This window comes from Vibrio sp. 10N.222.55.B11 (genome assembly GCF_041473705.1).
In the GTDB taxonomy this organism is placed as follows: Bacteria; Pseudomonadota; Gammaproteobacteria; order Enterobacterales; family Vibrionaceae; genus Vibrio; species Vibrio crassostreae_C.
Genome location: NZ_JBFRST010000037.1, coordinates 214,899 through 240,939 on the forward strand (window position 1 = coordinate 214,899; position 26,041 = coordinate 240,939).

Below are 26,041 nucleotides of genomic sequence, written 5' to 3' on the forward strand. Positions count from 1 at the left end.
TTACGAAAGGTTAAACATAGATTGGCATTACACAGGAAAAAGTCAGCACACCCAAAATACAGTGAGTGTGCTTTATCGAAGTATTATTTACTTAAGTTGATTTAATGGACTGACACCAGAGTAAGCGACACCGGATAGCTCGGCCATTTCGCGATTCCAGGTAGCCAAATCGTGAGGATTAAACTGATTCAAATGGTCATGACCGCACGCTCTCGCCATCACTTGCATCAATTCAGTCGAGGCTTCGAAGAAGTTCTTCAATTGGTTCGATGCCTTCTCGACATTTAACCGTTGGCGTAAATCGGCTTTTTGAGTCGCGATGCCCGCCGGGCAATTATTGGTGTTGCACATTCGGGCGGCAACACACCCTATCGACTGCATGGCACTGTTTGAGATGGCGACTCCATCAGCGCCAAGCGCCATCGCTTTTACAAAGTCCATTGGAACACGAAGCCCACCAGTAATGATTAAGGTGACTCTGTCACTGACCCCTTGTTTATCGAGATACGCTCTAGCGCGAGCGAGTGCTGGAATAGTGGGAACACTGATATGGTCACGGAACATTTCTGGCGCCGCCCCTGTACCGCCACCACGCCCATCTAAGATGATGTAATCGGCACTGGCATCAAGCGCGAACTGAATGTCTTCTTCGATGTGATTGGCACTTAACTTAAAGCCAATCGGGATACCGCCTGTCACCTCTCGAACACGGTCGGCGAACTTTTTAAAATCCTCGACCGTGTTAAGGTCGACAAAGGTGGGTGGAGAAATCGCTGCCGTGCCCGCTTCAATGCCACGCACCTCCGCGATCTTGCCTATGTTCTTCGCGCCCGGTAAGTGCCCGCCCGTTCCGGTTTTGGCACCCTGCCCGCCTTTAAAGTGGAAGGCTTGAACGTTTTTGAGCTTAGCTTCATCGTAACCAAACTGAGCACTGGCTAATTCATAAAAGTAGCGAGAGTTCGCCGCTTGCTCTTCGGGTAACATACCGCCCTCACCGGAGCAGATACCCGTCCCTGCGAGTTCGGCACCTTTCGCCAATGAGACTTTTGCTTCTTCAGATAGCGAGCCAAAACTCATATCAGACACAAACAAAGAGATGTCCAATTTGAGTGGCTTCTTCGCTTTGGGGCCAATAATCAGTTCAGTCCCAACGGGCATATTCTCCAGCAAAGGCTTGGTGGCCATTTGCGCGACCATCACTTGAATATCGTCCCAGTGAGGCAATAGATGTCTTGGAACGCCCATGGAGGTCATTGGCCCATGATGTCCAACCTTGGATAAACCATCACGCGCCAGTTGATGAATAAACTCGACGGTAGGTTCTTCTTTGGTTGCGCTCGCAGCTGGCGACAAATCTGGCGCAGCCGCTGAATGTGAACCTCCGGGCCTTCTTGCCCAACTTGTTCCGCTGTGAACTGTTTATGAGTGCCATCGCAGAAAGGAAGGTTGTTGGAATACTTACAGCGACAAAGGTAGGCGTCTCCGCTCTCTTCGGCGACAAAGCTTTTCGGTTTGAACCCCGTACCGGCATGAGAACCGTCACAAAACGGTTGGTTTTTCGACTTCCCGCAGGTACAGAAGTAATACTCTTCTCCCTCTGTCAGCTCGATTTTGACGGGTTTGTTATCCGCAATTACTGGACTCTTCATAGTTCGCTCACCTTTTCTTTCTTATGATTTGATGACTGAAGCGATGACTTGCTCACAAGAGTAAAGTAAAGGTGAGATACCCAGCGAATTCAATAAATGAGACTGATAGACAAGGTGAGTAAACCGACTAAAAACAGTCATGACCGACTGAGCTCAAACAAAAATGGCTACCTAGTAGGCAGCCATTATGGGTGAGAGCTTAGTCAAAACTAATGCACTGAGGGTTAATCAAACAATTCGATAACCAATTTATTGTCTTTAATCACTAGATTGGGTTCCGATGACTTAATCAACGACTCTTGAACCTTGTTGCTGTCGAGTTTGTAAACCGGAGACTGGGACAAAGCAAAACCTATCATCGATACAGCTGGTTTGAGTAGTGTCTCTATTTCAGGCGAAAGCTGTTTGCCTTTTTCTTCAAAGCGCTCTAGTCGCAGCGACTTTAGATACACCTCGCCACTCTCCTTGTCGTATTCGGGAATCGCGCTGAACTCTAAGTCTAAATCCAACCCCATATTAGGCATATTGAACACTTGAACTTTTGCATTGGTATTCGCCAACACGGACACGCGTTGTGCATCGGCTCGACCAATTTGCACTTCTAGATCATCCACAGCCACTTGTGCGTACATCACACTTTGTACACCAACCTCTTGTTCTAGCATCACTGAGTCTTCAAGGTACTTCGTCATTTCTTGCTCGGTAATACTGTAGCTAACACAACCACTGAGCATCAGGGCTGTCACAGCTATAATCAAACGGTTCATTAACTTTGTTGTCATTGGAGATAGGCTCTTATTTTTTAAATGCATGGAACGGATGTTACCTCGAGATGATACTGTAAATTGGTTGTCACAATAACAGTGTCGGATAACTGGGCAGAATGATCCACCTAAATGGTGATGTCGTATCAATGAGAATTGACGAAAATAGTAAGGAAAACAATGACTGCATTAACGATATTTTACGATGGAACCTGTCCACTTTGTGCAAAAGAGATGGCAGCACTGACTAAGTCTGATTCCAAAGATCAGATCCAGACCGTCGATATCTACAGTGAAGCGTTTTCAAACTACCCGCAAATAGATGCCGAGGCAGCCAATACAATCTTGCATGCACTGGACGAAAACGGAAAGCTGCTGCTCGGTTTAGACGTGACTTACCAAGCGTGGAAGCTAGTAGGAAAGGGTTGGCTGTATGCCCCGTTACGTTGGGCGATTTTTAAGCCAATGGCAGATTGGTGTTATCTACGGTTTGCCAAAAATCGATATAAGATTTCGTTTTGGCTAACCGGAAAATCACGTTGCAACGGTAACAGCTGCACAAAATAGTGTTGAGTTAAGACATGCCGCTGGCGACTTTGTAGTAAACGATGCCAAATAGGGCTGCGAACACCAATACCGTAACGGCCACTTTCAACCAAATAAATTTCATGCTTTGTCCTTTTAATTCTGTTTACTGTTCCACGCGACAAGTTAGCACAACAAAACATACGGTTGTGTAATGATTGATAGAACTTTGTAGTCATACCAATCACAGTAGGTAAGTGTCAAGAAATAGCGCAGGAAAAAAGCTTGAGAACAAGGCGGCTCTTTTCGACAAGAAGTTTCGATAAGTAGTTATTCTACAATCAAAAAATCTAACGACTTTATCGAGATTTTTAACAAGCTAGGGTGAACAGTTATTTACTACGATTGGTATCAACCCTGATTCCCAGAGAGAACCTTTATGTCGGCAAAAGAGAGAAACCTTCCCACACATCGAATTTCTAGATTCAGTAAGTTCGCTTCGTTGGCGACAAGAGTCGCGGGTAACGTGCTAACGGAAGGCACCAAACAAATTGCACAAGGCAACAGGCCCAAAGCAAAAGACTTACTGTTAACGCCACAAAACATTGCTCGCCTGACCGATCAACTCGCACACCTGCGCGGTGCGGCTATGAAGTTAGGACAGATGCTATCAATGGATGCGGGTGATGTCTTAGAACCAGAGTTAGCCGACATTCTCTCTCGCCTGCGCTCCGATGCCGATCCACTGCCAACAAAACAGCTCAATCAAGTGTTAGAAAGCTCGCTCGGGAACCATTGGAAAACCGAATTCCTGTCCTTCAATTTTAAACCGATCGCCAGTGCATCTATCGGACAAGTTCACCAAGCCTATAGTGATGCTGGGGACAAACTCGCAGTCAAAGTCCAATACCCCGGCATTAGAAAAAGTATCGACAGTGATGTAGATAACGTGGGCACGCTGCTCAATATTGTTGGCTTGATACCAAAGTCGGTCGACTACAAAGGCTTGTTAGAAGAGGCAAAGAAACAGCTCCACGATGAAGCAGACTATGCTCGCGAAGCTGATTACGCAACTCGTTACCATGATGCATTGAAAGAATACTCTCACTTCGTCGTACCTAAGATTCATCCGCAAGTCTCTTCAGAATCGGTGCTCGCCATGGACTTCATCGAAGGCGTCTCGATAGAGCAAATCGAAAGTTACGACCAAAGCACACGTGACTTTGTAATGCACAGCTTACTGGAGCTTCTGTTCAGAGAGTTGTTCGATTTTAAGATGGTGCAAACCGATCCCAATTTCGCCAACTACCTTTATGTTGAAAACACCCGACAAATTGGCTTATTAGATTTCGGAGCAACCCGTGAGTACAGTGACCGCTTCAGCGAGGGTTATCGCTTGGCCTTTTCCTCTGTCATTAACAACGATGAGCAAGTGCTCAACCGAGCTTTAGAGCAAATAGGATTCTTTAGCGAGACAATTCTTCCCGAACAACGCCAAGCGATTCTAAATCTAGTGAAGATGGCCTGTGAGCCGATGTTAGTTGACGAAGAGTACGACTTCAAAGCCAGTGGATTGGCACAAAGGCTTCGTGAAGCAGGCACCATTTTGAGCATGGAACAAGAGTATTGGCATACGCCGCCCGCCGATGCGCTGTTCCTGCACCGAAAAATTGGTGGCATGTATCTATTAGCGGCTCGCCTTGGTGCAAAAGTGAATATCAGTCGCTTGGTCGCTCCATATCTTATCTCAGAGAGCAAAAGCACAACTAAAAGCGCGAGTTAATGAGACAGTAAATAATACGCAAAGTGATCATTTCATCGTGCTCAAGAGTAATAACCATTACGCCAACTAAAATGAGCCAACCCTATGAAATGTTCACTACTTTGCTCAACCGCACTGATTACAAGCCTCACGAGTTCCATCGCCTTTGCAGCGAGCTGTCCCGAAATACTTAATGGCAAACAGCGCTTGTTAAACTCAACCGAAGAAATCGCCTTGTGCGATGAGTTTCAAGGCAAAACTCTATTGGTGGTAAATACAGCGAGCCAATGTGGCTTCACTCCGCAGTTTGAGCAACTCGAGCAACTTCATCAAACCTACAAAGACCAAGGCTTCACGGTTATCGGTTTCCCAAGTAATGATTTTCGCCAAGACAAGGGAAGCGAAGAGAAGACGGCAAAGGTTTGTTACCTAGACTATGGCGTGACCTTCCCAATGATGGCGCGAGCTTCACTGTCTGGTAGCAACGCCAACCCCGTGTTTACAGAGATACAACAGCAAGCGGGCGTAACGCCTAAATGGAACTTTTACAAATTCTTGATCAGTAAAGAAGGTAAAGTCGTCGCCACCTTCCCTAGCTCCACATCTCCAGTGAGTGCCACGCTCAAAAACGCGATTGAGCAGCAGTTATGAAGGCGGATTACATGGCAACAACTCAAACCCGTAACACCATGGCCAAACTGGGGTACATGGGGTTAATTCCGTTTTTATTCGGTCTTCTCCTTTCGCTCACCGACAGCGAATTTATGGGGATAAGCGGTGAAACGCTGTTCATCACCTACAGCGTGGCAATTTTGAGTTTTCTTTCAGGGATCTTGTGGGCAAATGGCATCGAAAACTTTGAAAGCCAATCAAGTAACAAAGCACTGCTAATAAGCAACGCGATTGTGCTCATCGCTTGGCTGGCAGTATTGCTTGGCGAACAAAAAGAGCTAGTGACAACTCTGATTCTCATCTTTGGTTATATTGCGGTTTGGCGAGCTGAAAGGACGATGAGAGAAGAGAACCAGAGCCAAGGTCCTGATGGCTACTTTGATATGAGGACTCGGCTGACCTCTAGTGTCGTGTTAATGCACGGTATCGTGATGCTAACCTAGAGCTACGAGATTGTCTTTGAAGTGTGAGCCTTTGATTGAGTTAAGCGCCTTTGTTAAAAACCGTTAGCAACAATCTAGATGATGAGCTTCATCACTAACCTCGGCTCATCATCACCAAAGTAGTTGTCTTCTTGCTTGATGGTAACGAACCCCATCGATGCATAAAGCGCACGAGCCGATGTGTTATTTGGGTCTACAGTGAGCAAAAGCCTAGCATCTCGAGGCAACTGCTCAACCGCCTGTTGCATCAGTTTCCGGCCAACTCCCATGCCACGATAATTCTGGTCTACAGCCAATGATAGGACCCAAAACTCATTCTGCTTGTCTGTGGTTGTCGTTAAGGCATAGCCAGCAATCTTTGAGTCTTGCTTAGCAACCAATAAACCTTTTCCCCAGCAATCAAAGGCCTGACGAAAGAAAAACAGCGGATAGGCGTGAGCGCCAAACAAAGCATGTTCAAGCTGGTAGATATCAGCCAGTTCTTGTTTTTCCGCACAAACAACATTCATAGATAGACCTCATTTAAACCGAACCTCAAGTTTAAACATGCAAACTCAAAGGTGCTATTAATAATATATCAACAGCCTAAAGGCTTACGAACTACCTTAACGAAGATGCCACTTAACTAACGCCTGAGGAGTAGATTAGGTTACTTATGTTTTACTGTCGAATAACCAACAAATTTGCGCCAGATAACGCAAGAAAAACCGAGCACGCTTTGTTGAAACGCTTAGCCATTTGCGGCTTGGAGAACCAGTTTCTGAGGTATAAGCCAAATGCCGCGTAGATAGATATCGCGAGCATTTCTAACACTAGGAATGTGCCACCTAGAATGAAGAACTGTGTGTTTACATTGGCTGAAACATCAACGAATTGAGGCAGAAATGCGGTAAAGATGAGTATCGCTTTAGGGTTACCAGCTGCAAGGGTGAACTCTTGTTTAACTAGACCAAACCAATTCTTATTTCGTTCGATATCCACGACCGGACTGGCGTGTGAGCGCCATAGGTTGAACGCGATCCACAACAGATACATCGCGCCAAATAGTTTGATCAGGAAAAACAGCGTTTCAGAAGTATAAAGCACAACCGCTAAGCCAGATGCAGCCAAAGCAATCATGCCAGAAAAAGCGAGGATTCTTCCTAGGCCTGCGACAAAGGCGGCCTGAAATCCGTAACAACGGGCGTTGTTCATTGATAACAAATTGTTTGGGCCCGGAGTCATGTTGAGCGCAAAACAAGCGGGGATAAACAGCAGTAACTTCCAGATTTCCATTGGTGCTTCCTAATTGCCAAATGCCGTGATTATAAAATCCTTAAACAAGGTCTTATCGTTTATAACAGCATTTCATATCTTTTGTAACTGCATAAAAAATAAGCACCAAATCTATACAGTAAATTTTCAATCAGTTCTCAAAAAACTGTTCGTACTCGGGTGTCGCTAGATTTTCGGCGACACCAATCTCACCGACGAAATAGATAGCGCTCGCAATTGTATCTATCGTTGGGTTTGATTCTCGCTCTGGGAAGTCGCCAACAGCAGGAACAGATTTTGGCGCAGACACCGAACTACAAACAAGGCTATTACATACCCTGTTTTGATTTTCTAAGGAGATAGCTTCAGGAACGTCAAAGTGCTGAGTGAGTACGTCGTGGTTAGACAATTCAGACGAAGCGTACGATAAGGTTGAGAATAGAGCTGAGAGCACAATCCACTTGTTCATGTATCTTTCCATTGATGGCATTCATTGAATTTATAAATACTATCGAATCTCACACATTATGAACAGTGTTTTATTTTAATTTGCGTGAGACTGCTTACCCAGCATCAACTTGTCGAGCAGAGCTTGCGGGACAACGATCACTGAGTATTTAACAAAGGCCACCAGCGCGATTACACCAACAGCCGATCCAAGAATAAAGTCATGGACATCAACCAACACCAATCCCAGAAGTTGATCACTTGCTATCGCTACTAATGCGATGCTAACTGCGGTTACCCACTTGCTGTGTTCATAAGGTAATTGTTCCATCGCTTGGCTTACAACATACAGAAGCATGAGCCGCACAACATAAGTTGCACAAAGAACCGCGACAACACCCCACACGCCATAAATAGGCGTCACTGTGAAATAACCAATGGCCGCCAAGACCGCACATCCACCTTGAATCCACATTTGAGATTGACTCGAATCGCCACTGAAACAACCAAGGTTAAGATAATCACCTGCATTTTTGATAACGCTAATCGCAAGCAGCGCAACAACAATGGCCCCCGCGTAATGATAACTGCTCGGTAAAATGAGAGAAATAAATCCGGGTACCGTTAGAATCATCAACGAACCTAAAACAATGGCGAGGTTCACTCCGACTAACGCCCTATCGGCACACATCTTACTGCCACCCGGCTGTTGAAGCATCGCCACACGGTTTGGAAACCACCAAAGCGCGTAAGGCTGCAACAACAGACCAAGAATCAACGCGAACTTTCCGCTAACCGCATAAATCGCGAGTTCTTCGACACCGACGAAGCTTGCCATTACCCAGCGGTCGAGCCCCATGATCATATACATTGATGCACCGCCAACCAGAACGGGCAGTCCGAATTTTAAGATCTTCGCCGAGTATTTGAAGCAACCAAAAGATCCCATCTCTTGCCATTGATAACGCACTAAACAAACCATTAGCAACACACTGGATACCGCAGCTGAAATCAACACGCCATCTATACCGTATCCAGCCTCAAGCAAAACAAAAGTCATGATGGCTTGAACACCGGCTTTCAACACATTGAGCATGCAAAAACGTTTCGCCATCGCGTTCATACGCATCAGCGTTAGCGGGATAGAAATCGCCCCATCGAGCATGGTAGGAATAAGCAGAAGCAGTATCTGGTAAGGCTGGAATTCAACTGGCAACATTAAGATTAACAACGGCATACTGAGGGCAATCAAGGCGCCCCCAAGCACGCACACCAGCACGCTCAATGTGAAGCAGTTCGAGACGAGCTTTTGCTTTTCATCACCTTCGGCGACACCCACATAACGATACATGGCATCGACAATACCGAAGCTGAACAATATCGTCCCAATGTCTGCCAGCAAGACAATGGCTTCTAAGGAACCATACTCTGCCAACGTCATATTGTGCGTAATGTACGGGATCATCACCAATGAAATCCCTTTCATCATTAATATACCGATGGCGTAGTAAGCCGACTGCTTTAAAGAACCCATAGTCGTCACCTTTTCCTTACCAAGCTGGCTTTAGGAAACTTTTACAGTCTCCAATTAGGTGTCGCAATGTGCGTTTTTGAGGTGACATGACCAAAGAACGGAAACTGTAGGCAATAGCCTGTCTATTCTGTTGTAAACCTCGATAATAGTCAGCATAACCTTCCAGTATTCTCGCCTTTGCGATTTTGAAGCTAGAAGTGGGTAGATTCCATCGTTGACTGTCATTTTGGTAATGTTGAAGAATAGTCTCTATAGACTGCAAATTTCTCAATTTAAGACTTTCAGTTTGGGTAACAGAGCTCGCTCTCATCAAGTAGCCAACCTGCACCGAGTTCAACACACCGATCTGATGGTTTTCACTCATTCGAAGCCACAGTTCCCAATCTTCCCCATACTTGATGTCAGCATTGAAACTGTCTGTTTGAGAAAACACATCCGCTTTCACCATGACCGTTGATGTTCCAATCACGTTATTTTCTATGATGAACTCCAACGGGTTCTCGATATTGATGAACAGCTCATCTTGATCTTGAAACTGCGACCAGTAACTAAAGCAGTCGACTATTACTTGGTAATCTTCAGTAAGATGCTCGTAGTTAGTAAAGCTCATCGCGAGATCAGGGTAACGTTGATGAAATTCGAGTTGGCGCTCAATTTTTTCAGGAAACCAGAAATCGTCTGCGTCTAAAAAAGCGATGTATTCACCGGTCGCCTTTTCAATCCCTAGGTTTCTCGCTTGAGGCGCACCAACACCCAATGTGGACAACGTAATAATGCGTTCATCGTCTATAGAAGCAAGATACGTCGACGTTCCATCGTTACTGTTATCGTCAATGACAATCAGCTCAACATCTTGATGAGTCTGCTTTAGTACACTACCAATCGCTTTCGGCAGGTAATCCAAACAATTGTAGGTAGGAATAACAACACTTACTTTAGCCATAATGACGCCCTCAGATTTATACGTTATATGGCTGACGTTGCATGTTCTATGCCGAGAGTGTCTTACTACAAAATCACCTCTATATCAGTCACCTACGCGTCCATTTTCAAAATGACGACCAAACACAGATGTTCAAAAAAACTGCAACTCCAATTTGATTATCAATTTGAGAAAACGAGCCACCTCTTAAGGGGTAACCTTCGAAAAGCAATCAGAAAGCCCTCCAAAGCTACGATTCGATCTTGGTTCGTATCTTGCTTTATTGGTTATTACCTTGGCTTGATAGCTTTAGTCATATGGATTTGAGGAGTAAGGAATGAAGAAAGTAGCATTTGTGGCGCCAACCTACCCAGTACTCAGTGAGACCTTCATTCAAACAGAAGTCGACTCTGTGAAAGCGTGTGGGCACGATGTGTGTGTAATGACGTTCAAAATTGAAAACAGTGAAAAACAGTTCGACTACGACATTGTCGAAATAGGTAAAAATGTTCGGAAGGGTAAAGTCGCCAGCATTAACTGGATAGGTTTCATCAAGGCTGTCTCATTTATTTCTAAGCAAACCAGCATGCCCAAAAAGTCACTGTTCGCTTATGGGTTTAAATTAGCGCTGCAACTCGCGGAAAACGACGTCGAACACGTTCACGCGCATTTCTGTCAGCACACCACTGCTCACGCCATCGTCGCGGCAAAGCTGCTGAATATCACCTGTTCGTTCGTTGCTCATGGTCATGATGTTTACGAGTTCGCTTATGACATTGAACATAAAATCTCATCGAGTGATTTTGTGGTTGCAGTTTGTAAAGACATGCTCGCTGACTTCAATACCATGGCGAAAGGAAACATTAAGCTCCTGCACTGCGGAGTGAATACTAAACAATTCCAACTCAACCCAAAAACCGAAACGAAACAACTTCGCTTTGTTTTCCTTGGCCGATTAGTGGAGCAAAAAGGCATCCACCATCTTATTGATGCATTGGCGCCGATTGCCGAACCTCTCGACATTCATCTCGATATCATCGGTACTGGCGATTTAGAGCAACAGTTAAAATTGCAGGTCAAAGAAAAAGGACTTGCTCGAAACGTGACCTTTCTTGGAGCGAAACCTCACGAATGGGTAAAAGAAAAACTATCGAACTATGACAGCCTAATCGCGCCCTTCTGTTTTTCCGAAACCGGATGTGTGGATACAGGGCCTCTGGTTTTAAAAGAAGCGATGGCTGTGGGAACACCAGTCATTACCACCAACATCATGGGATGCAAAGAGATCGTCTCACCAGAGACAGGCTTTGTGGTTAGCGAAAAAAACGTGGAAGAATTAAGAGAAGCTATTGAGCGTTTCGCGCAGCTAAGCAGCAACGATAAAGCATCGATGGGTTTAAAGGCACGTGAGAGAGTGAAAGACAGTTTTAATTCGATCAAACAAGCTCAGCAATTATCTCGTTGGATAGAGAACCCAGCTCAATAAGGATTAACTCAGGCAGTAAGCATCGCAAGGGCTGCTACGTCTCACAAGAACGACTAAGCACCATAAGAAAGCGGAGCACCACAAAACAAAAGAGCGCTACATCAATTTGAAATGTAACGCTCAACTTAGCACTGCCCAATGATCGCGACTTATGCTTTCAGTAGCTTTTCATTAAGAAGCCTAACTAGCCTGCTCGCAGTGCCAAAATAGACTCAATATCTTCGATGTCACGATATTGAGCGAGTTGTTGCTCTTTCGATGAAATAGCCACAATCGACATTCTATCGGCCAGTTCGTTACCTTCAATACCAACGTGACCGTTCACATGGTAGATGGTAATTTTTGAAGCCAGTTCTTGGTAGAGCGCATACGCAGGCTTAATAATATCGAGGTTTTTGATCTCACCGCCAGACTTGGTCCAGCCCTTTTTCTCCCAACCCGTTGCCCACTTAGTAATACAATCAATTGAGTACTTAGAATCACAATAGATCGCAACAGAGAGGCCCGCGTTTAGCTTCTCTTTTGCGAGAATAAACGCTTGCTTAAGCCCATGTAATTCGGCGGTATTGTTGGTACCAACAGGTTGATACAAGCCATACCACAATTCTGTTAATTGGTTGTTTCGGTATACCGCTAAACCCGTCCCCGCTTCACCGGGGTTTGGCTCACAAGCACCGTCAGTAAAGATCTTGATATCAAAAGGCATATCAGTGATTTGCTGCTCCGAAAGAGGCGGCACCTTAGCTTTCGTCGCCTTACCCGCAGAGTTTGGCTTTGTCGCTGTAGAACCTGACGCAGACGACGTTTTACCACCGAAAGCAGACTCAGCCTCGCCTAGTGTTGGGAACGATTTATATCTCGCACCAGCAAAGCCATCGACTTGAGACTTACAGTCATTCCAAGTGGTAAAAATACCCGGTGTACGACCTTTCCAAACCACATAATATTTCTTAGCCAAACTAACTCCTTACCAAAACCTAAACACACAAACAGTGAATCAGTACATTAGATGCCACCACGCTATACGTTGCAAGGTCTATCACTCTAAAACAGGTCTAAAAAAGCTGCGTTCATAACTCACGATGCAATCAACTTCGTCTGCAAATTCAAACGCTTTAATACACTCAGCATCGTTCAACGATTTAATCCGATACTCTTCATAGGCAGCCAAACTTTCAAAGGTAAACAGCGCCAAGGCAATATTGTTCGCCCCTTCCGACGGTAAGAAATAACCATTGTGTTGGCCCCCGAATTTAGCGACCAGTGGAATCCACATTTTTGCGTATGCCTCAAACTCATTTACCTTTTTAGGATCAATCACATATCGAACATAACAAGTAATCATATTTATACAGCCCTTAAATAATAGGAGAAACACAAAGCCTAAGTTGACATTGAAGTTGAAGCTCACGAGAAAAGGTAATCAACCGCGACAAGGTTATAGAACAAAAACACCGCCATGCTAACGCCGATCGTTAGTAGCACATTGCCTGTTTTCCAAATCAATAAGCCAGTCACCACCGCGCCTATCAAGTATGGGTTTTCAAGGCTTGGCCAAAATGTTTGTTCAGGAGCAAATACAATTGGCCCCCAAATCGCAGTCAGCACCGCTGGGCTTGAATAGCGCAATAGGCGCCTTGCGGTTTGATTGAGTCGAAGCGGGATTGCAGGCTCAAGAAACAGATACCGACTAAAGAAAACAATCGCAGTCATGAGGAATATCGTTAACCAAATCATCTCTATTTCCCCTCCACGATTGTCTTGTTACCGTTGTTTCGCTCTTGGAACGATTCACTCAAAAAGCCCGCTAACATACCTGCAATCGCTGCAATCATTAGTCCGCCCTCAATATTGTTAACCGACATGGCAACCGAAGTGACCAGTGAAACCACCACACACACCACGACGGGTAGAGTTCGGATTAATGGGAACACCAAAGCGATAAAGGTTGCTGCGACCACGAAATCGAGCCCAATTTCATTGAGTGAAGGAATTTGGCTTCCCGCGACAATGCCAACGAAGCTCGCAATATTCCAAACGAGATAAAAACCGCCGCCTACACCCGCAGCATACCAGCGATTAAATTCATTCTGAGACTGCCCACTACAAATCGCGAACAGCTCGTCGGTGAGCCAAAAACCGAGTAATAGACGCCAACGCGCAGGAAGATGGCTGATTTTGTCACGCATCGATACGCTATACAGAAAGTGCCTTGAGGTGATGAACAGTGTGGTCAACAACATAGTGCCTAAACCAATACCCGCTTTAAACATACCTGCAGCAACAAGTTGTGCTGAGCCAGCAAACAAAATAGCCGACATCGCTTGCGCTTGAAGTTGATTCAATCCGGCATCTATCGCATATGAACCGGCTAGAATTCCCCAAGGGATTACCGCAATACTCAAAGGCATTCCCGCTAAAACGCCTTTCCATAACTGTGTTCGTCTATCCATTGTTTCACTGTCCATATCATTCTTTTCTCTCTTTACATTCGCTATTCAATGTAAGAAGAGTGGAGTCGGTTCGATTGCACAAACTTGCTCGATTTCGCGAACGAATTAAGGTGTCCGATTTAGAGCATTTTAATGTATTGCCCCGGCGTGTAGCCATTGGCCTTTTTGAAGTGTCGATGAAAATGGCTTTGGTCGTGAAAGCCACACTCTTGCGCGGTATCTGAAATGGTATGCCCTTGCTTCAATAGCTTACGAGAAAGCCTTAGCCGAGATTGGATCTGATACGCATGTGGCGGAAGACCAAACTCTTTTTGAAAAGAACGTACTAAGTGAAACGGACTCAATGCCGCTAACTTAGATAGCTCTTCTAGGGACACATCGGCTTGTGGAAAGTCATCTAAGAACTCTTTCACTAAGACAAGTTGGCGCTGAGTTTTCCCATCGAGTTGGGGGTTAAGCGGCGATTTTCCATGTCGGCTAATCAGCTTAACCAACATCCCATACATCAAGGTCTCTCTTAACAGGCGATTGTCGGATTCATCTATCGTGTTAAAGACCAACCTCAATTGATTAGCGAGTTCAGGATCTTCAACAACCGCTCTTGGGAAGTAAGGCGCGCCGTAATTGGGTAAGTTTAGCTCTTGAGTGATATTGGCAAGTTGCTCTGGAAGTGGATACATGGCTCGATACGCCCAACCGCCTTCAGTGGCAGAGTGACCGCTATGAACTTCGTCGGCATTGACCAGAATAATCGCATTTTGTGGCGCAATATGATGCCCGCCCGTTCGATAGAAACGCTGAGCGCCCTGCTCGATGACTCCCAGCGTGTAACCTTCGTGGCTGTGGCGCGAGAAGTTCTGCTTTTCGTATTCAGCATTAAGAATTTCAAGGCCACCGAGCTCTTCGGTTATCTTATATTCGGCCTTTTCTTTAGAGCGTTTCTTGTTCTCCATAACAATTCCCAAGCCTGTTAATTATCGAGCGACTTATCAGTCTACTCTATAGGCTCTTTCAGCTTTTGTACAAAATTGCGCATTTGGCGGTTAATACATTTTTTGACCTAGGAATTAAACGGCTCAATAACGTGCTCTAATTGCGAGCAAGATCGTGGTCTTTAAGCAGTTAGCGAAGAATTGACAAATCAACGACTTAATCATGCTCATAATCCCCGCCAATTATTAGTAACTGTTCAGAGATATGATGAAGAAAGCCTTAGCATTGATCTTTTTCTTGAGCCTTACGGGTTGCACGCATAATCAGTCCAAAGCACTAAGCATGAACTCATCGTCGGTTAATACATACCCACAATCGATGTCGAACCTTCAACTGTGCGACACCTTGTATTACGGGCGCTCAAGTAACCAGACACTCGCAGCAATTGGCAGTGAACTCAATCGAAGAGGGTTATCCAAGAGTTGGTGCGATACCGAAACCAATAAGCTTTATCTAACAAAGACGATTGATTGGGTTGCTGACCAAGTAGAAGACAAAGAAGATTCGGAGGAAGAAGCGTCTGCCGTTGTGTTGCCTGCGAATTAAATGAGGCAATGATAGATAAACGTCTGTTCGCACTTAATGGTCTCACTTGCTTAGGTAATTAAGTGACCTATTTTTACTCAAAAAATCCCAAGTTAACCTGGCTGCGTTCGAAGAAAAACAACCGCTTCTTTTCGCTACACAAATATTACGAGGGTACTCGGGCGCAAGAGGAATAACATTTACGCCGGGATGAGATTCTGGAACGGCAAGCTCTGCAACAATAGAAACACCTAAGCCCGCTCTAATCAAAGCAAGTATCGAGGTCAATTGAACAATGGTGTGTTTTTCTTTAAGGCGAGATTTTGATAGCTTAAACCATTCTCTAATGAGCGCCTCGCTGCCCCCTTTACTCAGTATAAAATCTCGATCTTCGATATCCACAGCCGACAAAACTGGCAACTGGGATAAAGGGTCATCTTCATGAACTAAAGCCACCATACGGTCAGTAAAGACTGGGATGATATCTAGATCCAAATACTCTTTATCAACCGCGATTGCAAAATCTACGCGCCCCTCTCGCAATGCTAATAATGCTCCTTCGTCAGTAAACTCGCTTATTTCAATTTTAACTTGAGGTAAGTGTTGGCTGATCGCATGAATTAGGCTGGGTAAAATATGTGTGGAAGCGGATGCGCCAAAAGAAGCCACTTTCACCTGTCCAGCGCCATCTTTTTGAATAAGTCGAAGCTGTCTCAATAACACCTCTCCCTGCAATTCCTGCTGTTTAGCGAACTCAGCAATCAACCTCCCTTCCTCTGTTAACAATAAGGGGCGACTGTCTCTTCGGACTAAAGCGAAACCTAACACATCTTCAGCACGTCGAAGAGCCTTGCTCGCAGCGGGTTGACTGACTCCTAATACCAGAGCGGCATCAGTGATACTTCCGAGCGCTAGTAACTGCAGAAGTAATTTGGGAACTAATGATGGGATGCTTTCCAAGTCTTCAACCATTTATATAACCTCAGGTTATTTTGATATCTATCTCTATGCTAGCAGACTACTTTTTCCAAAAAATAGATACCAGTCACCCGGAGAAAACAAATGACTATAGAAACATGGCTAACCTTCTGCCTCGCTTCACTTATCTTAACCATGACGCCAGGTCCCAGCATTTTGTTGGGCGTCATTCATTCAATGAAATATGGCGTTAATAAAGCTATTTTTACGGCACTAGGCGATATCTCAGCAAACTTCATACAGATGATCATTGTTGCAGTTGGACTTGGCATCATAATGTCAACGTCTGAACTAGCATTCGCCGTTATCAAGTGGCTTGGGGTCACAACATTGCTGTATATGGGTATCAAGATGTTGCGTGATAAACCTGAGTGTGATGCACAAATAACCACCAATTCACCCACCGCGATTTCAGGCCACAGACTCTATTTAAGTGGTTTCTTCGTTGCTGCGGGTAACCCCAAAGCGATTGTCTTTTTCACTGCATTCTTCCCCCAGTTCATAGACCCAACCAAGCCCCTGTTATCACAAATGTTGGTGATGTGCCCCACAATGGCAGTGTTGGATTTTACGTGGGTGATGATTTACGCCATCTCTGCCAAGAAGCTGCTTGGGTTTATGCAAGATCACCCAACGTACCTGAATAAAATCGGTGGCTCAGCGCTTCTAACTGCAGCCATCGTACTCGCAGTAACAAGTCACAGCTCCAACCTATAGTCGAACCAGTAAAGGAAAAACAATAAATTGGGTTTCATTCGAGGGGAAAAATCGTCTGCTGTAACGCTACCTGCGGATTAATCGGATAAGTATTGTTAACGTCCTTAAATACGCTAACAGTACTTCTGGCAATAAAACTGGAGCAAACTGATTGATCTGCATGCCTTTGCTCACATCAATATGCATTTGCATTGATAAATGTTAACAATTGGTTAATTATTCATATCCATTATTACTATAAGGAAATAACCAATGAAATGGATACTTGTTGCATTCGTCAGTGTTTTCTCTGTGTTCACGTACGCTAAAGATTGGAAACAAATTCGCTTTACTGTTGAAGGGGCTTACCCTCCGTTCAGTTGGACAACGCAGGATGGTGAATTAGAGGGGTTTGAAGTCGATTTAGCCAACGCCTTGTGTATCGAATTAGAACTAAAATGTATCATCTCAAAAACTGATTGGGACGGTATTATCCCATCACTTTTAAGCCGTAAAAACGATGCAATTATAGCGGCTATGACCATTACCGAAGAACGTGAAAAGAAAGTTAATTTCACTATGCCTTACGCTAAAGTTCCCACTCGTTTTGTCATGGAAAAGGGGCGTGAAATCAATATGGATGACGGCAGCTTAAATGAACTAACAATTGGGGTTCAACGAGCAACTATTGGTGACAAGTACCTTTCTGAGATCTATCCAGATGTAGATATCAAACGTTACGGCTCATTCGATGAAGCCTTTACCGATTTACTCAACGGCCGCTTAGATAGCGTGTTTGGTGGCTCAATGGGGCTCAACGCAGGCTTTCTTGAAACGGATCAGGGTAAGGACTATCACTTTACAGGCCCTAAATTTACAGAAGAGAAGTGGTTTGGTCGTGGTATTGGAGTCGCTGTTAGAAAACAAGATGACGAATTAAAAGATCTTATCGATAGTGGAATACAAAGACTGATCGACAATGGTCAACATCAAAAAATCGCAAGTAAATACTTTTCATACAGCATTTACGAATAGGCTGATGTACAAAGTGAACACCACCAATCACGAACTGTTGTTCACTTTTTGAAAGTTTCAGATAGCAAAAAGCCGCTCATAAAGAGCGGCTTTTTTAAGGTGATGCTTGCAGGATAAGTCAGCATAACTCGAACCAAACATCAAAGACTTACAATACTATTTGCAGTATAAGTTCGCATAACATTGCATCGAAAGTCTGCAAATTTGAACAACGACTAAGATTCAACGTAGTAAATTTACTACGCTCCAATTAATCCTCTAGCAGACATAATCGACATGTGTGTAACAAACTTTTGGACAAAAACGTTTCAGAGGCTTTGCTAAATTAGTAAGTTATGGATAACTAAAAGTATCGAAAGTTGCTTAACTTGGTGTCCAATATTGATGGTGCAGATTACTTAGTGGTCTTTACAGAATAATTTATTTACAAACACTCATTCCTTAAGAGTTTCTTAAGTTTCGCGTTTTATTTTGTTAATAACTACTCAAACAAAGGAAGCGCTCATGAAACACCATGCACAAACTTCTGCAGATGGCTTTACTTTAGACATCGTTTATCCAATGCATCCGCTTTGGAGCCAAGTTATCGAGCATGTTTCTCAGCGTTATCAAGAAGCATTCTTTGCCGAGCTCAAACAGTTTATGCCGGCGTATTTAACCCTCATTGAAGGCGGCCAAATTGTTTCCGTATGCGGCTTTCGCATCGCCGAAGATGAGCCTTTGTTCCTTGAACAGTATTTAGAAGACGACGCCCAAAAGCTGGTTTCTAACGTATTTAACTGCGACGTAAAACGTTCGAACTTAGTGGAGTTTGGTCACTTGGCGTCTTTCGCTAAGGGCATGTCATCTCTGCACTTTTACCTCATCGCAGAAATGCTGGTCAACCTCGGTTTTGAATGGTGCATCTTCACCGCGACAGACCCACTTCACGCCATGATGGCGCGCCTAGGATTGGAGCCTCATATCATCGCGCAGGCCGATCAAAACAAAGTCCCCGATGCCGAGTCCACTTGGGGGTCATACTACGAACATCAACCGCGTGTGTTAGCTGGCAATTTGCAAAAAGGACTCGAACGTCTTCGATTAGTCCAAGAAAGAAAACGCAAACAAGCCTAGATAGAAAAGTAAACGTCGTTAAAACCGCAAACACAACCAGAACAACTTGGTTAAACACAACGCCAGAATATAGGTGAAGTATGAATATTCTCCTCGATGTCATTACAAAATGGGCAAAAACGACACCAGACCGAGCAGCACTTGTCGGCTACGAAGCGAATCAAACGGTTGAACTAACTTACTCTGAAGTGTTAAACAAGATCGAACTCGTTGCCGCCGAGCTTATTGCACAGAACATCAAAGCACTCGCGCTACGCGCAGAAAACGGTATCGATTGGGCCATTGTTGATTTGGCGGCGATGGCGGCAGACATAGTCGTCGTACCTATTCCGACTTTTTTCTCTGATGCACAAGTTGAACATACGTTAGAGCAATCAGGCGTCGATGCTTTAGTCGGCGATTGGCAAGCATGGTTGGCTTCTAATCCTAAGCAAAGCTTTAACCAGCAAGACCATCCGTTTTCCATTGCAAATTTGCCTTTGCTGCGTCGTAGCCAGTTGAGAGATGAAGATACACAGGTAGCTTATCTACCAGAAACCGGAAAAATCACATTTACGTCTGGCTCGACTGGTCAGCCTAAAGGCGTGTGTTTAAGCAATGATCATTTGTGTTTGGTGGCGAAATCGATCGCCGACGCAGTAAACGGCACGGCGCACTCACACTTAGTGCTGCTTCCGTTATCGACGCTTCTCGAGAACATAACCGGCGTTTATGTCCCACTCATGTTGGGCGTGACGTCATATATTTTACCCGGAGAGCAAACCGGCTTACTCGGTTCAAGCCAATTCGAACCGCATCTGTTTGCACAAGCATTAGCGACCATCAAACCAGAAAGCTTAGTGCTAACACCGGCTTTATTGCTTGCGCTCATTCATATCGCGAAACAGCAGCCCTCTCTTGTGGATTCTCTAAAATTTGTTGCTGTTGGCGGCGCAAGAGTGTCGTCGCAACTGATTAACACCGCGCATGCGCTGAACATCCCTGCGTTTGAAGGTTATGGCTTGTCTGAATGTGGCTCCGTCGTTTGTTTGAATACACCAGCCGCATTTAAAGCAGGAACGTGTGGCAAACCACTTCCCCACGCTCAGATTCGTATCGCGGAAGATGGTGAACTGCTCGTCAAAGGCAACGTTGCTCTTGGTTATTTGAATGAGCCGTTTACTCAAGAATGGTTAGCAACTGGCGACTTAGCCCAAATTGACGCGCAAGGTTTTGTCACTCTCTCGGGGCGTAAGAAGAACCTTATCGTCACCGCGTATGGCAGAAATGTCTCACCGGAATGGATTGAATCAGAAGCGTTGGCGTTTTTGCCGATGACGCCGCTGATCGTTACTGGCGATAGCCAACAAACATTATGCGCTGTCATTGCCAATAGTGAAGACGTCGAATCAAAGGTTCATGCATTAAACCGAACCCTACCCGATTACGCACAAATCCGAACCTTATTGCTACTGGACTACCCACGAGCCATCTCTGATTGGTACACGGATAACGGCAAGCTCAAACGAAATCAAATCGAACATGATGTGGCTCAGTTATTAGCGAGCACAACGCCTGAATTAACGCTGCAAGCGCAAAAGCTCCAACGCATCGATTTGCCCTTTCAGCAACACATTACGTCTTTCCAAACTGCATCTTAGTTAACGGCTTCTTAAGGAGAAGGTTATGACTTTATTTTTCGAACAACTCAAACAAAGCACTGCCGCTGCTCAACAAGCAATGTTAACTGCGCCAGTCATCGCAGAGGTTCAACAAGGAAACATTTCCAAAGATATGTATATCGCCTTTCTCACCCAAGCTTACCATCACGTTAAGCACACCGTTCCCTTGCTGATGGCGTGTGGAGGCCGACTATCTGGCGAATACGAATGGGTACGAGATGCCATTGCCGAATACATCGAGGAAGAGAAAGGCCATCAAGAATGGATTTTAAATGACATCAAAGCGTGCGGCGGCGATGCCGAAGCGGTACGCAATAACAAAGGTATAGGTCAAGTCGGTGCGCCGATTGAATTGATGGTTTCCTACCTTTACCACAAAATTGACCGCCACAACCCACTCGCGCTGTTTGGGATGGTGTGGGTATTAGAAGGCACCAGCGTCGGCATTGGTGGCCAAATGGCAGAAAAAATCCAGTCAACGCTAAGCCTACCGCCTTCAGCAATGACTTACCTGGTTTCACACAGCGTGTTAGACCAAGATCACCTGCAATTTTTTGAATCACTGATGAACAAAACCACCAAAGTGGAAGATCAACAAGTCATCATCGACTCCGCAAAAATGGTGTTCGCATTGTACGGACAAATGCTGCGTTCTTTGCCTTCTTTCTCAACCCAACAAGCGGCGTGAGGTGAAGCATGATCATTAACAACAGCACCATTCTCCTGACAGGCGCAACGGGCGGAATAGGGCAAGCCATCGCGCAAGAGTTAGCAAAACGCGGTGCCAGCCTCATTCTTGTTGGGCGAAACGAAGAGAGCTTGCAAACACTACAGCGCGAACTGTCGAATCCAGAACGCCATGACCTAGTCGTTGCAGACATCACCTCATCAGAAGGATTAACTACGATTAAAGATCGAGCGCGCCAACATCTAAAAGTGGACGCACTGATTAACAATGCAGGCAGCAACGATTTCTCGTTGTTATGCCACAAGCGACCAACGCAGGTTGCAGACGAAATCCAACTCAATCTCGTTGCGCCGATGCTGCTGTGCCAATCGGCGTTGACGTGGTTAAAACAGCCTGGGGTGATTCTCAATATTGGTTCCACATTCGGCTCAATTGGCTACCCAGGCTATACCTCCTATTGCGCGGCAAAAGCGGGGTTGCACCGTTTTACCGAATCGCTCGACAGAGAACTGTTCGCAACCGGAATCCGTGCGCTGTATTTGGCACCAAGAGCGACAGAAACCTCACTCAATAGCGATGCCGTCAATGAAATGAATCGACAGCTGGGTAACAAAACGGACTCGCCGCAAGTTGTAGCCGATCACGTTGTCACCATGTTGGAAAAAGAAATTTCCGCGAAATGGATTGGTTGGCCAGAAAAGCTTTTTGCTCGCATCAATCAACTACTTCCAAGCGTGGTTTCTTCTGCGATTCGTAAGCAGCAAGAAACCATTCACCAATACGTAAACCGAGTCAGTCACTGAAGAGGACATGGACGATGAATACCAAACAACTACTTTTCGCTTTGACGGTTTGTTCAACGTTAGCTTCGACCGCTGCGTTGGCAGGTAATGCTCCACTGCAACAGGTTCAAAAGAAATGGGCGGAATGTCAGTATAGCACGCCCGATGGTGACGAGAAGGAACAATGCTTCCATCGTGCGATTGCCAAAACCAGTATTTATCTCGACAGAGAACCCGGCAATCCCGAACTCACTATTTGGCTGGCAATCAATAAAGCATCGCTGGCTGGTGCTCAAGGTGGCTTAGGTGCACTATCACTCGCCAAAGAAGCCAAATCTTTACTCGAAGGGGTAATTGCAACGTCACCACAAACGCTCGATGGCTCTGCATACACCAGTTTAGGTTCTCTGTATTACAAAGTTCCGGGGTGGCCAATTGGCTTTGGTGATGACGATAAAGCCGAAGAAATGTTGAAAAAAGCGTTAGAGATCAATCCAAAAGGCATCGATCCGAACTATTTTTATGGAGACTTCCTTGCAGAAGAAGGTCGAGACAAGGAAGCGAAAGTGTATTTGACTCGCGCAATGCAAGCATCACCTCGCCCTGACCGACCTTTGGCAGATAAAGGCCGAAAACTGGAAATTGAAGCGACTCTTGGGAGATTGAAATAAATCATGCGCTTATTACTCGTAGAAGATGACAAACTACTCGGTCAATCCATGGTGACTTCATTAAGTCGCCATGGTTACACTGTGGATTGGGTGGAAAAAGGGTCTGGCGTGACTAGCGCACTCAAAACAGAAGCGTTCACCGCCGTAATATTGGATCTCACTCTCCCCGATATCGATGGACTGGAAGTTCTGCGTAATATTCGCAAAGGCGGATTTAAGCTCCCAGTGATGATACTTACCGCACGAGACGACATTCGCGATCGCGTTCAAGGCCTTGATGGCGGCGCAGATGATTACCTCGGAAAACCGTTTGCACTCGAAGAGTTGCTCGCTCGCTTGCGTGTGTTGATTCGCCGTCAATCCGGTAGTGCAGAAGAAATCATTCAAGTTGGACAGTTATCTTTATCCTTATCGGAACAAAGCATTCGCTACGATGACGCGCCGCTTAAACTCACACGCAATGAATTTAAAATCCTCACCAGTTTGATGACGAACGCCGGACGCGTGCAAAGTAAGGAGCAATTGCAACAATCACTGCACGGCTGGGATGAAGGTTCAAGCGACAACGCTATCGAAGTTCATATTCACAATTTGCGTAAAAAAGCGCCCAAAGTGGTCATTAAAAATATTCGCGGTGTGGGGTACATTCTTGAAAGATAAGAAATCGTACTCGATCAAACGTCAGTTAACTCTATCAGTAGTCGTGTTGGTAAGTGTCCTCTTACTCATCTCACTTTATTTCAGTTTCCAATCTGCGAAGCACGAAGTCGAAGAAGTTTATGACGCTAGGCTTGGACAATCCGCAAAATTAATGTTGCTGACGCTCTCAATTTCAACGGAAGAGAGGACTCTCGCTAACCATCGAGAATTATTTAATGAGTGGATGGAAAACATTGAGTCAATGTCAAAGTCTGACGACGACAATGTCACAAAGTTCGGCCACCCTTATGAACAAAACTTGGTTTTTCAATTCTATCGAGACAACACACTAATCTGGAGCTCTGATCAAAGCTTGCACGCACTCTCTACGTCCTTTGATAATAACGGCTACGCTGATATCGTAAAAGACGCTACACAATGGCGTACATTTCAGATTTCACTACCACAAACAAAACATGATAATGAATACGTCGTGGTTGCAGAAAAATACAAGATACGTAAAGAGATCATCCACGAAATTGCCCTATCCACATCAATAGAACAATTGCTGATACTACCAACTTTGTTGCTTTTGCTGTTTTGGTTGATCGATAAACATTTCCGACCGATTAACGACCTGCGCACCGCCATCACACAAAGAAACGTACACCGATTAGATCGCATTCATGTAAAAGACAACACCGTTGAACTCGCACCACTTGTCGATTCGCTCAACTCTCTCCTCTCTGAACTAAAGTTAGCCTGGCAAAGAGAGAAACGCTTTACACGTGCTGCAGCGCATGAACTAAAAACCCCACTAACAATCCTTCGTCTTAACGTAGAAAATGCGCTTGAAAGTAATGATCCGGAGCAACTGAGAGGAGATTTACTCAACATTCTGCAAGGCATTGAACGCACTGACCGCCTTATCCATCAGCTACTGACTTTAGCTAAAGTAGATAGCTTATCAGAACGTGTATTCGACACCGTTGAACTAACCCCTTTGTTGCAAACCGTTGTTGCTGATTTGGCACCGTTAGCATTGAAGCATAAGCAAGACATCAGTTTATCATCTTCCAACATCGCTATATCAGGTGATCGAATGTTGTTAGAGGTGTTATTTCGTAACCTCGTCGATAATGCGATTCGTTACTCCGGCGAACACAGTGACATCCAAGTCAGCGTCATAGAGAAAAATAATACAATCAAAGTTTTAATTTCCGATACTGGCCCAGACATCCCGAAAGAAACTCGTGAAAGAATCTTCGAACAGTTTTATCGGGGTCATTCCGAACATGGCGACGGTGCGGGTTTAGGGATGTCAATTTGCAAAGACATTACTGCACTACACCGTGCAACACTTGAGCTCATTCCCAGAGAAAATAGTAGGAATACGTTTATAGTAGAGTTCCCAAAGTATGGAGAAAGAGCATAAGTAGATTTCATCAAGAAATGTGCTTATCAGGCTCACATTAGTATTTGTATGATCATTTTTATTAATAGTATTTGATTGAGTATTTAGTCTAACAAATAATGGGGCGTGCGACGTGAAGTCGTATGAAGCGCTGTTCACCGCTAAACGAGTGAACCATCTGTATCACCAGATGAACCTAGGAGCCTGAATAAAGTAGCGGCTTTGACAATGTAACGAAGGTTGGTATTTTCCAATCGGGATTGAAATCGTGAGAGGACGATCCTCCTGATAACCACAACATCGGGTGAGTGCTAGGTAGTCAGCATGATGAACATAAGTGAATCCGCGTAAGGTGCGTTATGTTGTGAAACAGCGGAAGTGGTTAATACGCTGTAGCCAAAAGGCACGAGAGTCGGAAAGAGATTGCCCCATGCTCTTTCGTGATCATTGAACTCTCCGCACCATAGCGGGCATCTAAACTGACATTGCGTGACATACGAAATACGGTAAGCCTGTATCACTCCCTACGGGAAAGCCTCTGTGGCCGATAGTGATGCGGGTAGAGGAGGTTGGAAAAAGCAAAGGCTGCATTGTAATGACGCAGATACAGGTTTGTGCCTGATCACGAAAGTGAGCCCACTTCCAACTGGTCTCTCGTTGCGAGAGAGTTTGAAGAACTTTATTAAGGAAGAAAAGCAAATGACGATTTCGAATGAGATTAGTGCATCTTCTGACAATGCACTGTGGCAATCCATTAACTGGAAGGCCGTAGAGGCGAACGTCTTAAAGCTTCAAATGCGTATCGCAAAGGCAACTAGAGACGGTAAACACGGCTAAGCAAAAGCATTGCAGTGGATACTGACTCACTCTCGCTCAGCAAAACTTCTTGCTGTTAAGCGAGTTTCTCAAAATAAAGGCAGTAAAACGCCTGG

The 26,041-nt window shown here is 45.0% G+C and carries 27 protein-coding genes and 2 pseudogenes; 16 read left to right on the forward strand and 13 right to left on the reverse strand.

Annotated elements, in window-relative coordinates; genetic code table 11:
* Nucleotides 1-87: 87 nt before the first annotated feature.
* Both AB4503_RS13715 and AB4503_RS13720 read right to left on the reverse strand, forming a co-directional pair.
* Nucleotides 88-1,649, reverse strand: a pseudogene (locus tag AB4503_RS13715) (glutamate synthase-related protein).
* A gap of 224 nt (nt 1,650-1,873) precedes the next feature.
* The gene (locus AB4503_RS13720) at nt 1,874-2,431 is read right to left on the reverse strand and encodes a DUF1439 domain-containing protein (protein ID WP_017065247.1); all 558 of its coding nucleotides are present in this window, start codon (nt 2,429-2,431) and stop codon (nt 1,874-1,876) included.
* Nucleotides 2,432-2,593: 162 nt separating this feature from the next.
* Between AB4503_RS13720 and AB4503_RS13725 the strand changes: the two genes are divergently transcribed.
* The 4 genes from AB4503_RS13725 to AB4503_RS13740 all read left to right on the forward strand — a co-directional run bounded on the left by AB4503_RS13725 (nt 2,594) and on the right by AB4503_RS13740 (nt 5,815).
* The gene (locus tag AB4503_RS13725) at nt 2,594-2,980 is read left to right on the forward strand and encodes a thiol-disulfide oxidoreductase DCC family protein (RefSeq protein WP_017062190.1); all 387 of its coding nucleotides are present in this window, start codon (nt 2,594-2,596) and stop codon (nt 2,978-2,980) included.
* 397 nt (nt 2,981-3,377) lie between these two features.
* Nucleotides 3,378-4,721 carry an AarF/ABC1/UbiB kinase family protein gene (locus AB4503_RS13730; protein ID WP_065584895.1) on the forward strand — a complete coding sequence of 448 codons (1,344 nt, stop codon included), beginning with the start codon at nt 3,378-3,380 and terminating at the stop codon, nt 4,719-4,721.
* A gap of 84 nt (nt 4,722-4,805) precedes the next feature.
* Complete coding sequence (locus tag AB4503_RS13735; protein WP_017062212.1) at nt 4,806-5,351, forward strand: glutathione peroxidase; 546 nt, start codon at nt 4,806-4,808, stop codon at nt 5,349-5,351.
* The gene (locus tag AB4503_RS13740; protein WP_372115103.1) at nt 5,348-5,815 is read left to right on the forward strand and encodes a DUF3429 domain-containing protein; all 468 of its coding nucleotides are present in this window, start codon (nt 5,348-5,350) and stop codon (nt 5,813-5,815) included. Before AB4503_RS13735 ends, AB4503_RS13740 begins: the two co-directional genes overlap by 4 nt.
* 74 nt (nt 5,816-5,889) lie before the next feature.
* Here AB4503_RS13740 and AB4503_RS13745 read toward each other — a convergent pair whose 3' ends face one another.
* From AB4503_RS13745 to AB4503_RS13765, 5 genes are all read right to left on the reverse strand, one after another.
* On the reverse strand, nt 5,890-6,324 hold the full coding sequence (locus AB4503_RS13745) for an N-acetyltransferase (protein ID WP_017062214.1): 435 nt from the start codon (nt 6,322-6,324) through the stop codon (nt 5,890-5,892).
* A 151-nt stretch (nt 6,325-6,475) separates the two neighbouring features.
* Nucleotides 6,476-7,090: a LysE family translocator gene (locus AB4503_RS13750; protein ID WP_372115105.1), complete on the reverse strand. Its 615-nt coding sequence runs from the start codon at nt 7,088-7,090 to the stop codon at nt 6,476-6,478.
* Nucleotides 7,091-7,220: 130 nt separating this feature from the next.
* Nucleotides 7,221-7,538: a hypothetical protein gene (locus AB4503_RS13755; RefSeq protein WP_017070274.1), complete on the reverse strand. Its 318-nt coding sequence runs from the start codon at nt 7,536-7,538 to the stop codon at nt 7,221-7,223.
* A 75-nt stretch (nt 7,539-7,613) separates the two neighbouring features.
* Nucleotides 7,614-9,050, reverse strand: coding sequence for a lipopolysaccharide biosynthesis protein (locus AB4503_RS13760; protein ID WP_017067059.1), 1,437 nt, complete (start codon nt 9,048-9,050; stop codon nt 7,614-7,616).
* A gap of 16 nt (nt 9,051-9,066) precedes the next feature.
* Nucleotides 9,067-9,993 (reverse strand): glycosyltransferase, encoded by a 927-nt coding sequence (locus AB4503_RS13765; protein WP_017062218.1) that lies wholly within the window; start codon nt 9,991-9,993, stop codon nt 9,067-9,069.
* 316 nt (nt 9,994-10,309) lie between these two features.
* Between AB4503_RS13765 and AB4503_RS13770 the strand changes: the two genes are divergently transcribed.
* Nucleotides 10,310-11,458, forward strand: a complete 1,149-nt coding sequence (locus AB4503_RS13770) for a glycosyltransferase family 4 protein (RefSeq protein WP_371724694.1) — start codon at nt 10,310-10,312, stop codon at nt 11,456-11,458.
* 184 nt (nt 11,459-11,642) lie between these two features.
* Here the strand turns inward: AB4503_RS13770 and AB4503_RS13775 are convergent, their stop codons facing one another.
* The 5 genes from AB4503_RS13775 to AB4503_RS13795 form a co-directional block, all read right to left on the reverse strand.
* Complete coding sequence (locus tag AB4503_RS13775) at nt 11,643-12,416, reverse strand: viroplasmin family protein (RefSeq protein ID WP_372115107.1); 774 nt, start codon at nt 12,414-12,416, stop codon at nt 11,643-11,645.
* Between the two features lie 81 nt (nt 12,417-12,497).
* On the reverse strand, nt 12,498-12,803 hold the full coding sequence (locus AB4503_RS13780) for an NIPSNAP family protein (protein WP_017070270.1): 306 nt from the start codon (nt 12,801-12,803) through the stop codon (nt 12,498-12,500).
* 62 nt (nt 12,804-12,865) lie between these two features.
* The gene (locus AB4503_RS13785) at nt 12,866-13,195 is read right to left on the reverse strand and encodes an AzlD domain-containing protein (protein WP_029235401.1); all 330 of its coding nucleotides are present in this window, start codon (nt 13,193-13,195) and stop codon (nt 12,866-12,868) included.
* A 2-nt stretch (nt 13,196-13,197) separates the two neighbouring features.
* The gene (locus AB4503_RS13790) at nt 13,198-13,926 is read right to left on the reverse strand and encodes an AzlC family ABC transporter permease (RefSeq protein ID WP_372115109.1); all 729 of its coding nucleotides are present in this window, start codon (nt 13,924-13,926) and stop codon (nt 13,198-13,200) included.
* 104 nt (nt 13,927-14,030) lie between these two features.
* Nucleotides 14,031-14,864, reverse strand: a complete 834-nt coding sequence (locus tag AB4503_RS13795; RefSeq protein WP_017067054.1) for an AraC family transcriptional regulator — start codon at nt 14,862-14,864, stop codon at nt 14,031-14,033.
* Nucleotides 14,865-15,111: 247 nt separating this feature from the next.
* Between AB4503_RS13795 and AB4503_RS13800 the strand changes: the two genes are divergently transcribed.
* Nucleotides 15,112-15,450, forward strand: coding sequence for a hypothetical protein (locus tag AB4503_RS13800; RefSeq protein ID WP_372115118.1), 339 nt, complete (start codon nt 15,112-15,114; stop codon nt 15,448-15,450).
* Between the two features lie 42 nt (nt 15,451-15,492).
* On the opposite strand, the gene AB4503_RS13805 is transcribed toward AB4503_RS13800, so the two are convergent.
* Complete coding sequence (locus tag AB4503_RS13805; protein WP_372115111.1) at nt 15,493-16,401, reverse strand: LysR family transcriptional regulator; 909 nt, start codon at nt 16,399-16,401, stop codon at nt 15,493-15,495.
* Between the two features lie 90 nt (nt 16,402-16,491).
* On the opposite strand from AB4503_RS13805, the gene AB4503_RS13810 reads away from it, so the two are divergent.
* From AB4503_RS13810 to AB4503_RS13855, 10 genes and pseudogenes are all read left to right on the forward strand, one after another.
* Nucleotides 16,492-17,124, forward strand: a complete 633-nt coding sequence (locus AB4503_RS13810) for a LysE family translocator (RefSeq protein ID WP_054541729.1) — start codon at nt 16,492-16,494, stop codon at nt 17,122-17,124.
* Between the two features lie 252 nt (nt 17,125-17,376).
* Nucleotides 17,377-18,138: a transporter substrate-binding domain-containing protein gene (locus tag AB4503_RS13815; protein ID WP_108121628.1), complete on the forward strand. Its 762-nt coding sequence runs from the start codon at nt 17,377-17,379 to the stop codon at nt 18,136-18,138.
* A 504-nt stretch (nt 18,139-18,642) separates the two neighbouring features.
* Nucleotides 18,643-19,254: a thermostable hemolysin gene (locus AB4503_RS13820; RefSeq protein WP_005464330.1), complete on the forward strand. Its 612-nt coding sequence runs from the start codon at nt 18,643-18,645 to the stop codon at nt 19,252-19,254.
* 80 nt (nt 19,255-19,334) lie between these two features.
* Nucleotides 19,335-20,894 carry an AMP-binding protein gene (locus AB4503_RS13825; RefSeq protein WP_017066111.1) on the forward strand — a complete coding sequence of 520 codons (1,560 nt, stop codon included), beginning with the start codon at nt 19,335-19,337 and terminating at the stop codon, nt 20,892-20,894.
* Nucleotides 20,895-20,919: 25 nt separating this feature from the next.
* Nucleotides 20,920-21,603: a TenA family transcriptional regulator gene (locus tag AB4503_RS13830; RefSeq protein ID WP_017063793.1), complete on the forward strand. Its 684-nt coding sequence runs from the start codon at nt 20,920-20,922 to the stop codon at nt 21,601-21,603.
* 8 nt (nt 21,604-21,611) lie between these two features.
* Nucleotides 21,612-22,406 (forward strand): SDR family oxidoreductase, encoded by a 795-nt coding sequence (locus AB4503_RS13835; RefSeq protein WP_017063792.1) that lies wholly within the window; start codon nt 21,612-21,614, stop codon nt 22,404-22,406.
* 14 nt (nt 22,407-22,420) lie between these two features.
* Entirely contained in the window at nt 22,421-23,056 is a 636-nt protein-coding gene (locus tag AB4503_RS13840) for a hypothetical protein (protein ID WP_017063791.1), read from the forward strand.
* 3 nt (nt 23,057-23,059) lie between these two features.
* Nucleotides 23,060-23,716, forward strand: a complete 657-nt coding sequence (locus tag AB4503_RS13845; RefSeq protein ID WP_005393404.1) for a response regulator — start codon at nt 23,060-23,062, stop codon at nt 23,714-23,716.
* A complete protein-coding gene (locus AB4503_RS13850) occupies nt 23,706-25,130 on the forward strand; it encodes a cell wall metabolism sensor histidine kinase WalK (protein WP_065585212.1) in 1,425 nt (474 codons plus the stop codon). Before AB4503_RS13845 ends, AB4503_RS13850 begins: the two co-directional genes overlap by 11 nt.
* Before the next feature lie 648 nt (nt 25,131-25,778).
* A pseudogene (locus AB4503_RS13855) lies at nt 25,779-26,041 on the forward strand (reverse transcriptase N-terminal domain-containing protein); the annotation flags it as partial.

Bases quoted from the DNA above. Each gene is read 5' to 3' on its own strand.
- AB4503_RS13720 (WP_017065247.1), bottom strand. From the start codon at position 2,431: ATGACAACAAAGTTAATGAACCGTTTGATTATAGCTGTGACAGCCCTG.
- AB4503_RS13725 (WP_017062190.1), top strand. From the start codon at position 2,594: ATGACTGCATTAACGATATTTTACGATGGAACCTGTCCACTTTGTGCA.
- AB4503_RS13730 (WP_065584895.1), top strand. From the start codon at position 3,378: ATGTCGGCAAAAGAGAGAAACCTTCCCACACATCGAATTTCTAGATTC.
- AB4503_RS13735 (WP_017062212.1), top strand. From the start codon at position 4,806: ATGAAATGTTCACTACTTTGCTCAACCGCACTGATTACAAGCCTCACG.
- AB4503_RS13740 (WP_372115103.1), top strand. From the start codon at position 5,348: ATGAAGGCGGATTACATGGCAACAACTCAAACCCGTAACACCATGGCC.
- AB4503_RS13745 (WP_017062214.1), bottom strand. From the start codon at position 6,324: ATGAATGTTGTTTGTGCGGAAAAACAAGAACTGGCTGATATCTACCAG.
- AB4503_RS13750 (WP_372115105.1), bottom strand. From the start codon at position 7,090: ATGGAAATCTGGAAGTTACTGCTGTTTATCCCCGCTTGTTTTGCGCTC.
- AB4503_RS13755 (WP_017070274.1), bottom strand. From the start codon at position 7,538: ATGAACAAGTGGATTGTGCTCTCAGCTCTATTCTCAACCTTATCGTAC.
- AB4503_RS13760 (WP_017067059.1), bottom strand. From the start codon at position 9,050: ATGGGTTCTTTAAAGCAGTCGGCTTACTACGCCATCGGTATATTAATG.
- AB4503_RS13765 (WP_017062218.1), bottom strand. From the start codon at position 9,993: ATGGCTAAAGTAAGTGTTGTTATTCCTACCTACAATTGTTTGGATTAC.
- AB4503_RS13770 (WP_371724694.1), top strand. From the start codon at position 10,310: ATGAAGAAAGTAGCATTTGTGGCGCCAACCTACCCAGTACTCAGTGAG.
- AB4503_RS13780 (WP_017070270.1), bottom strand. From the start codon at position 12,803: ATGATTACTTGTTATGTTCGATATGTGATTGATCCTAAAAAGGTAAAT.
- AB4503_RS13785 (WP_029235401.1), bottom strand. From the start codon at position 13,195: ATGATTTGGTTAACGATATTCCTCATGACTGCGATTGTTTTCTTTAGT.
- AB4503_RS13790 (WP_372115109.1), bottom strand. From the start codon at position 13,926: ATGGACAGTGAAACAATGGATAGACGAACACAGTTATGGAAAGGCGTT.
- AB4503_RS13795 (WP_017067054.1), bottom strand. From the start codon at position 14,864: ATGGAGAACAAGAAACGCTCTAAAGAAAAGGCCGAATATAAGATAACC.
- AB4503_RS13800 (WP_372115118.1), top strand. From the start codon at position 15,112: ATGAAGAAAGCCTTAGCATTGATCTTTTTCTTGAGCCTTACGGGTTGC.
- AB4503_RS13805 (WP_372115111.1), bottom strand. From the start codon at position 16,401: ATGGTTGAAGACTTGGAAAGCATCCCATCATTAGTTCCCAAATTACTT.
- AB4503_RS13810 (WP_054541729.1), top strand. From the start codon at position 16,492: ATGACTATAGAAACATGGCTAACCTTCTGCCTCGCTTCACTTATCTTA.
- AB4503_RS13815 (WP_108121628.1), top strand. From the start codon at position 17,377: ATGAAATGGATACTTGTTGCATTCGTCAGTGTTTTCTCTGTGTTCACG.
- AB4503_RS13820 (WP_005464330.1), top strand. From the start codon at position 18,643: ATGAAACACCATGCACAAACTTCTGCAGATGGCTTTACTTTAGACATC.
- AB4503_RS13825 (WP_017066111.1), top strand. From the start codon at position 19,335: ATGAATATTCTCCTCGATGTCATTACAAAATGGGCAAAAACGACACCA.
- AB4503_RS13830 (WP_017063793.1), top strand. From the start codon at position 20,920: ATGACTTTATTTTTCGAACAACTCAAACAAAGCACTGCCGCTGCTCAA.
- AB4503_RS13835 (WP_017063792.1), top strand. From the start codon at position 21,612: ATGATCATTAACAACAGCACCATTCTCCTGACAGGCGCAACGGGCGGA.
- AB4503_RS13840 (WP_017063791.1), top strand. From the start codon at position 22,421: ATGAATACCAAACAACTACTTTTCGCTTTGACGGTTTGTTCAACGTTA.
- AB4503_RS13845 (WP_005393404.1), top strand. From the start codon at position 23,060: ATGCGCTTATTACTCGTAGAAGATGACAAACTACTCGGTCAATCCATG.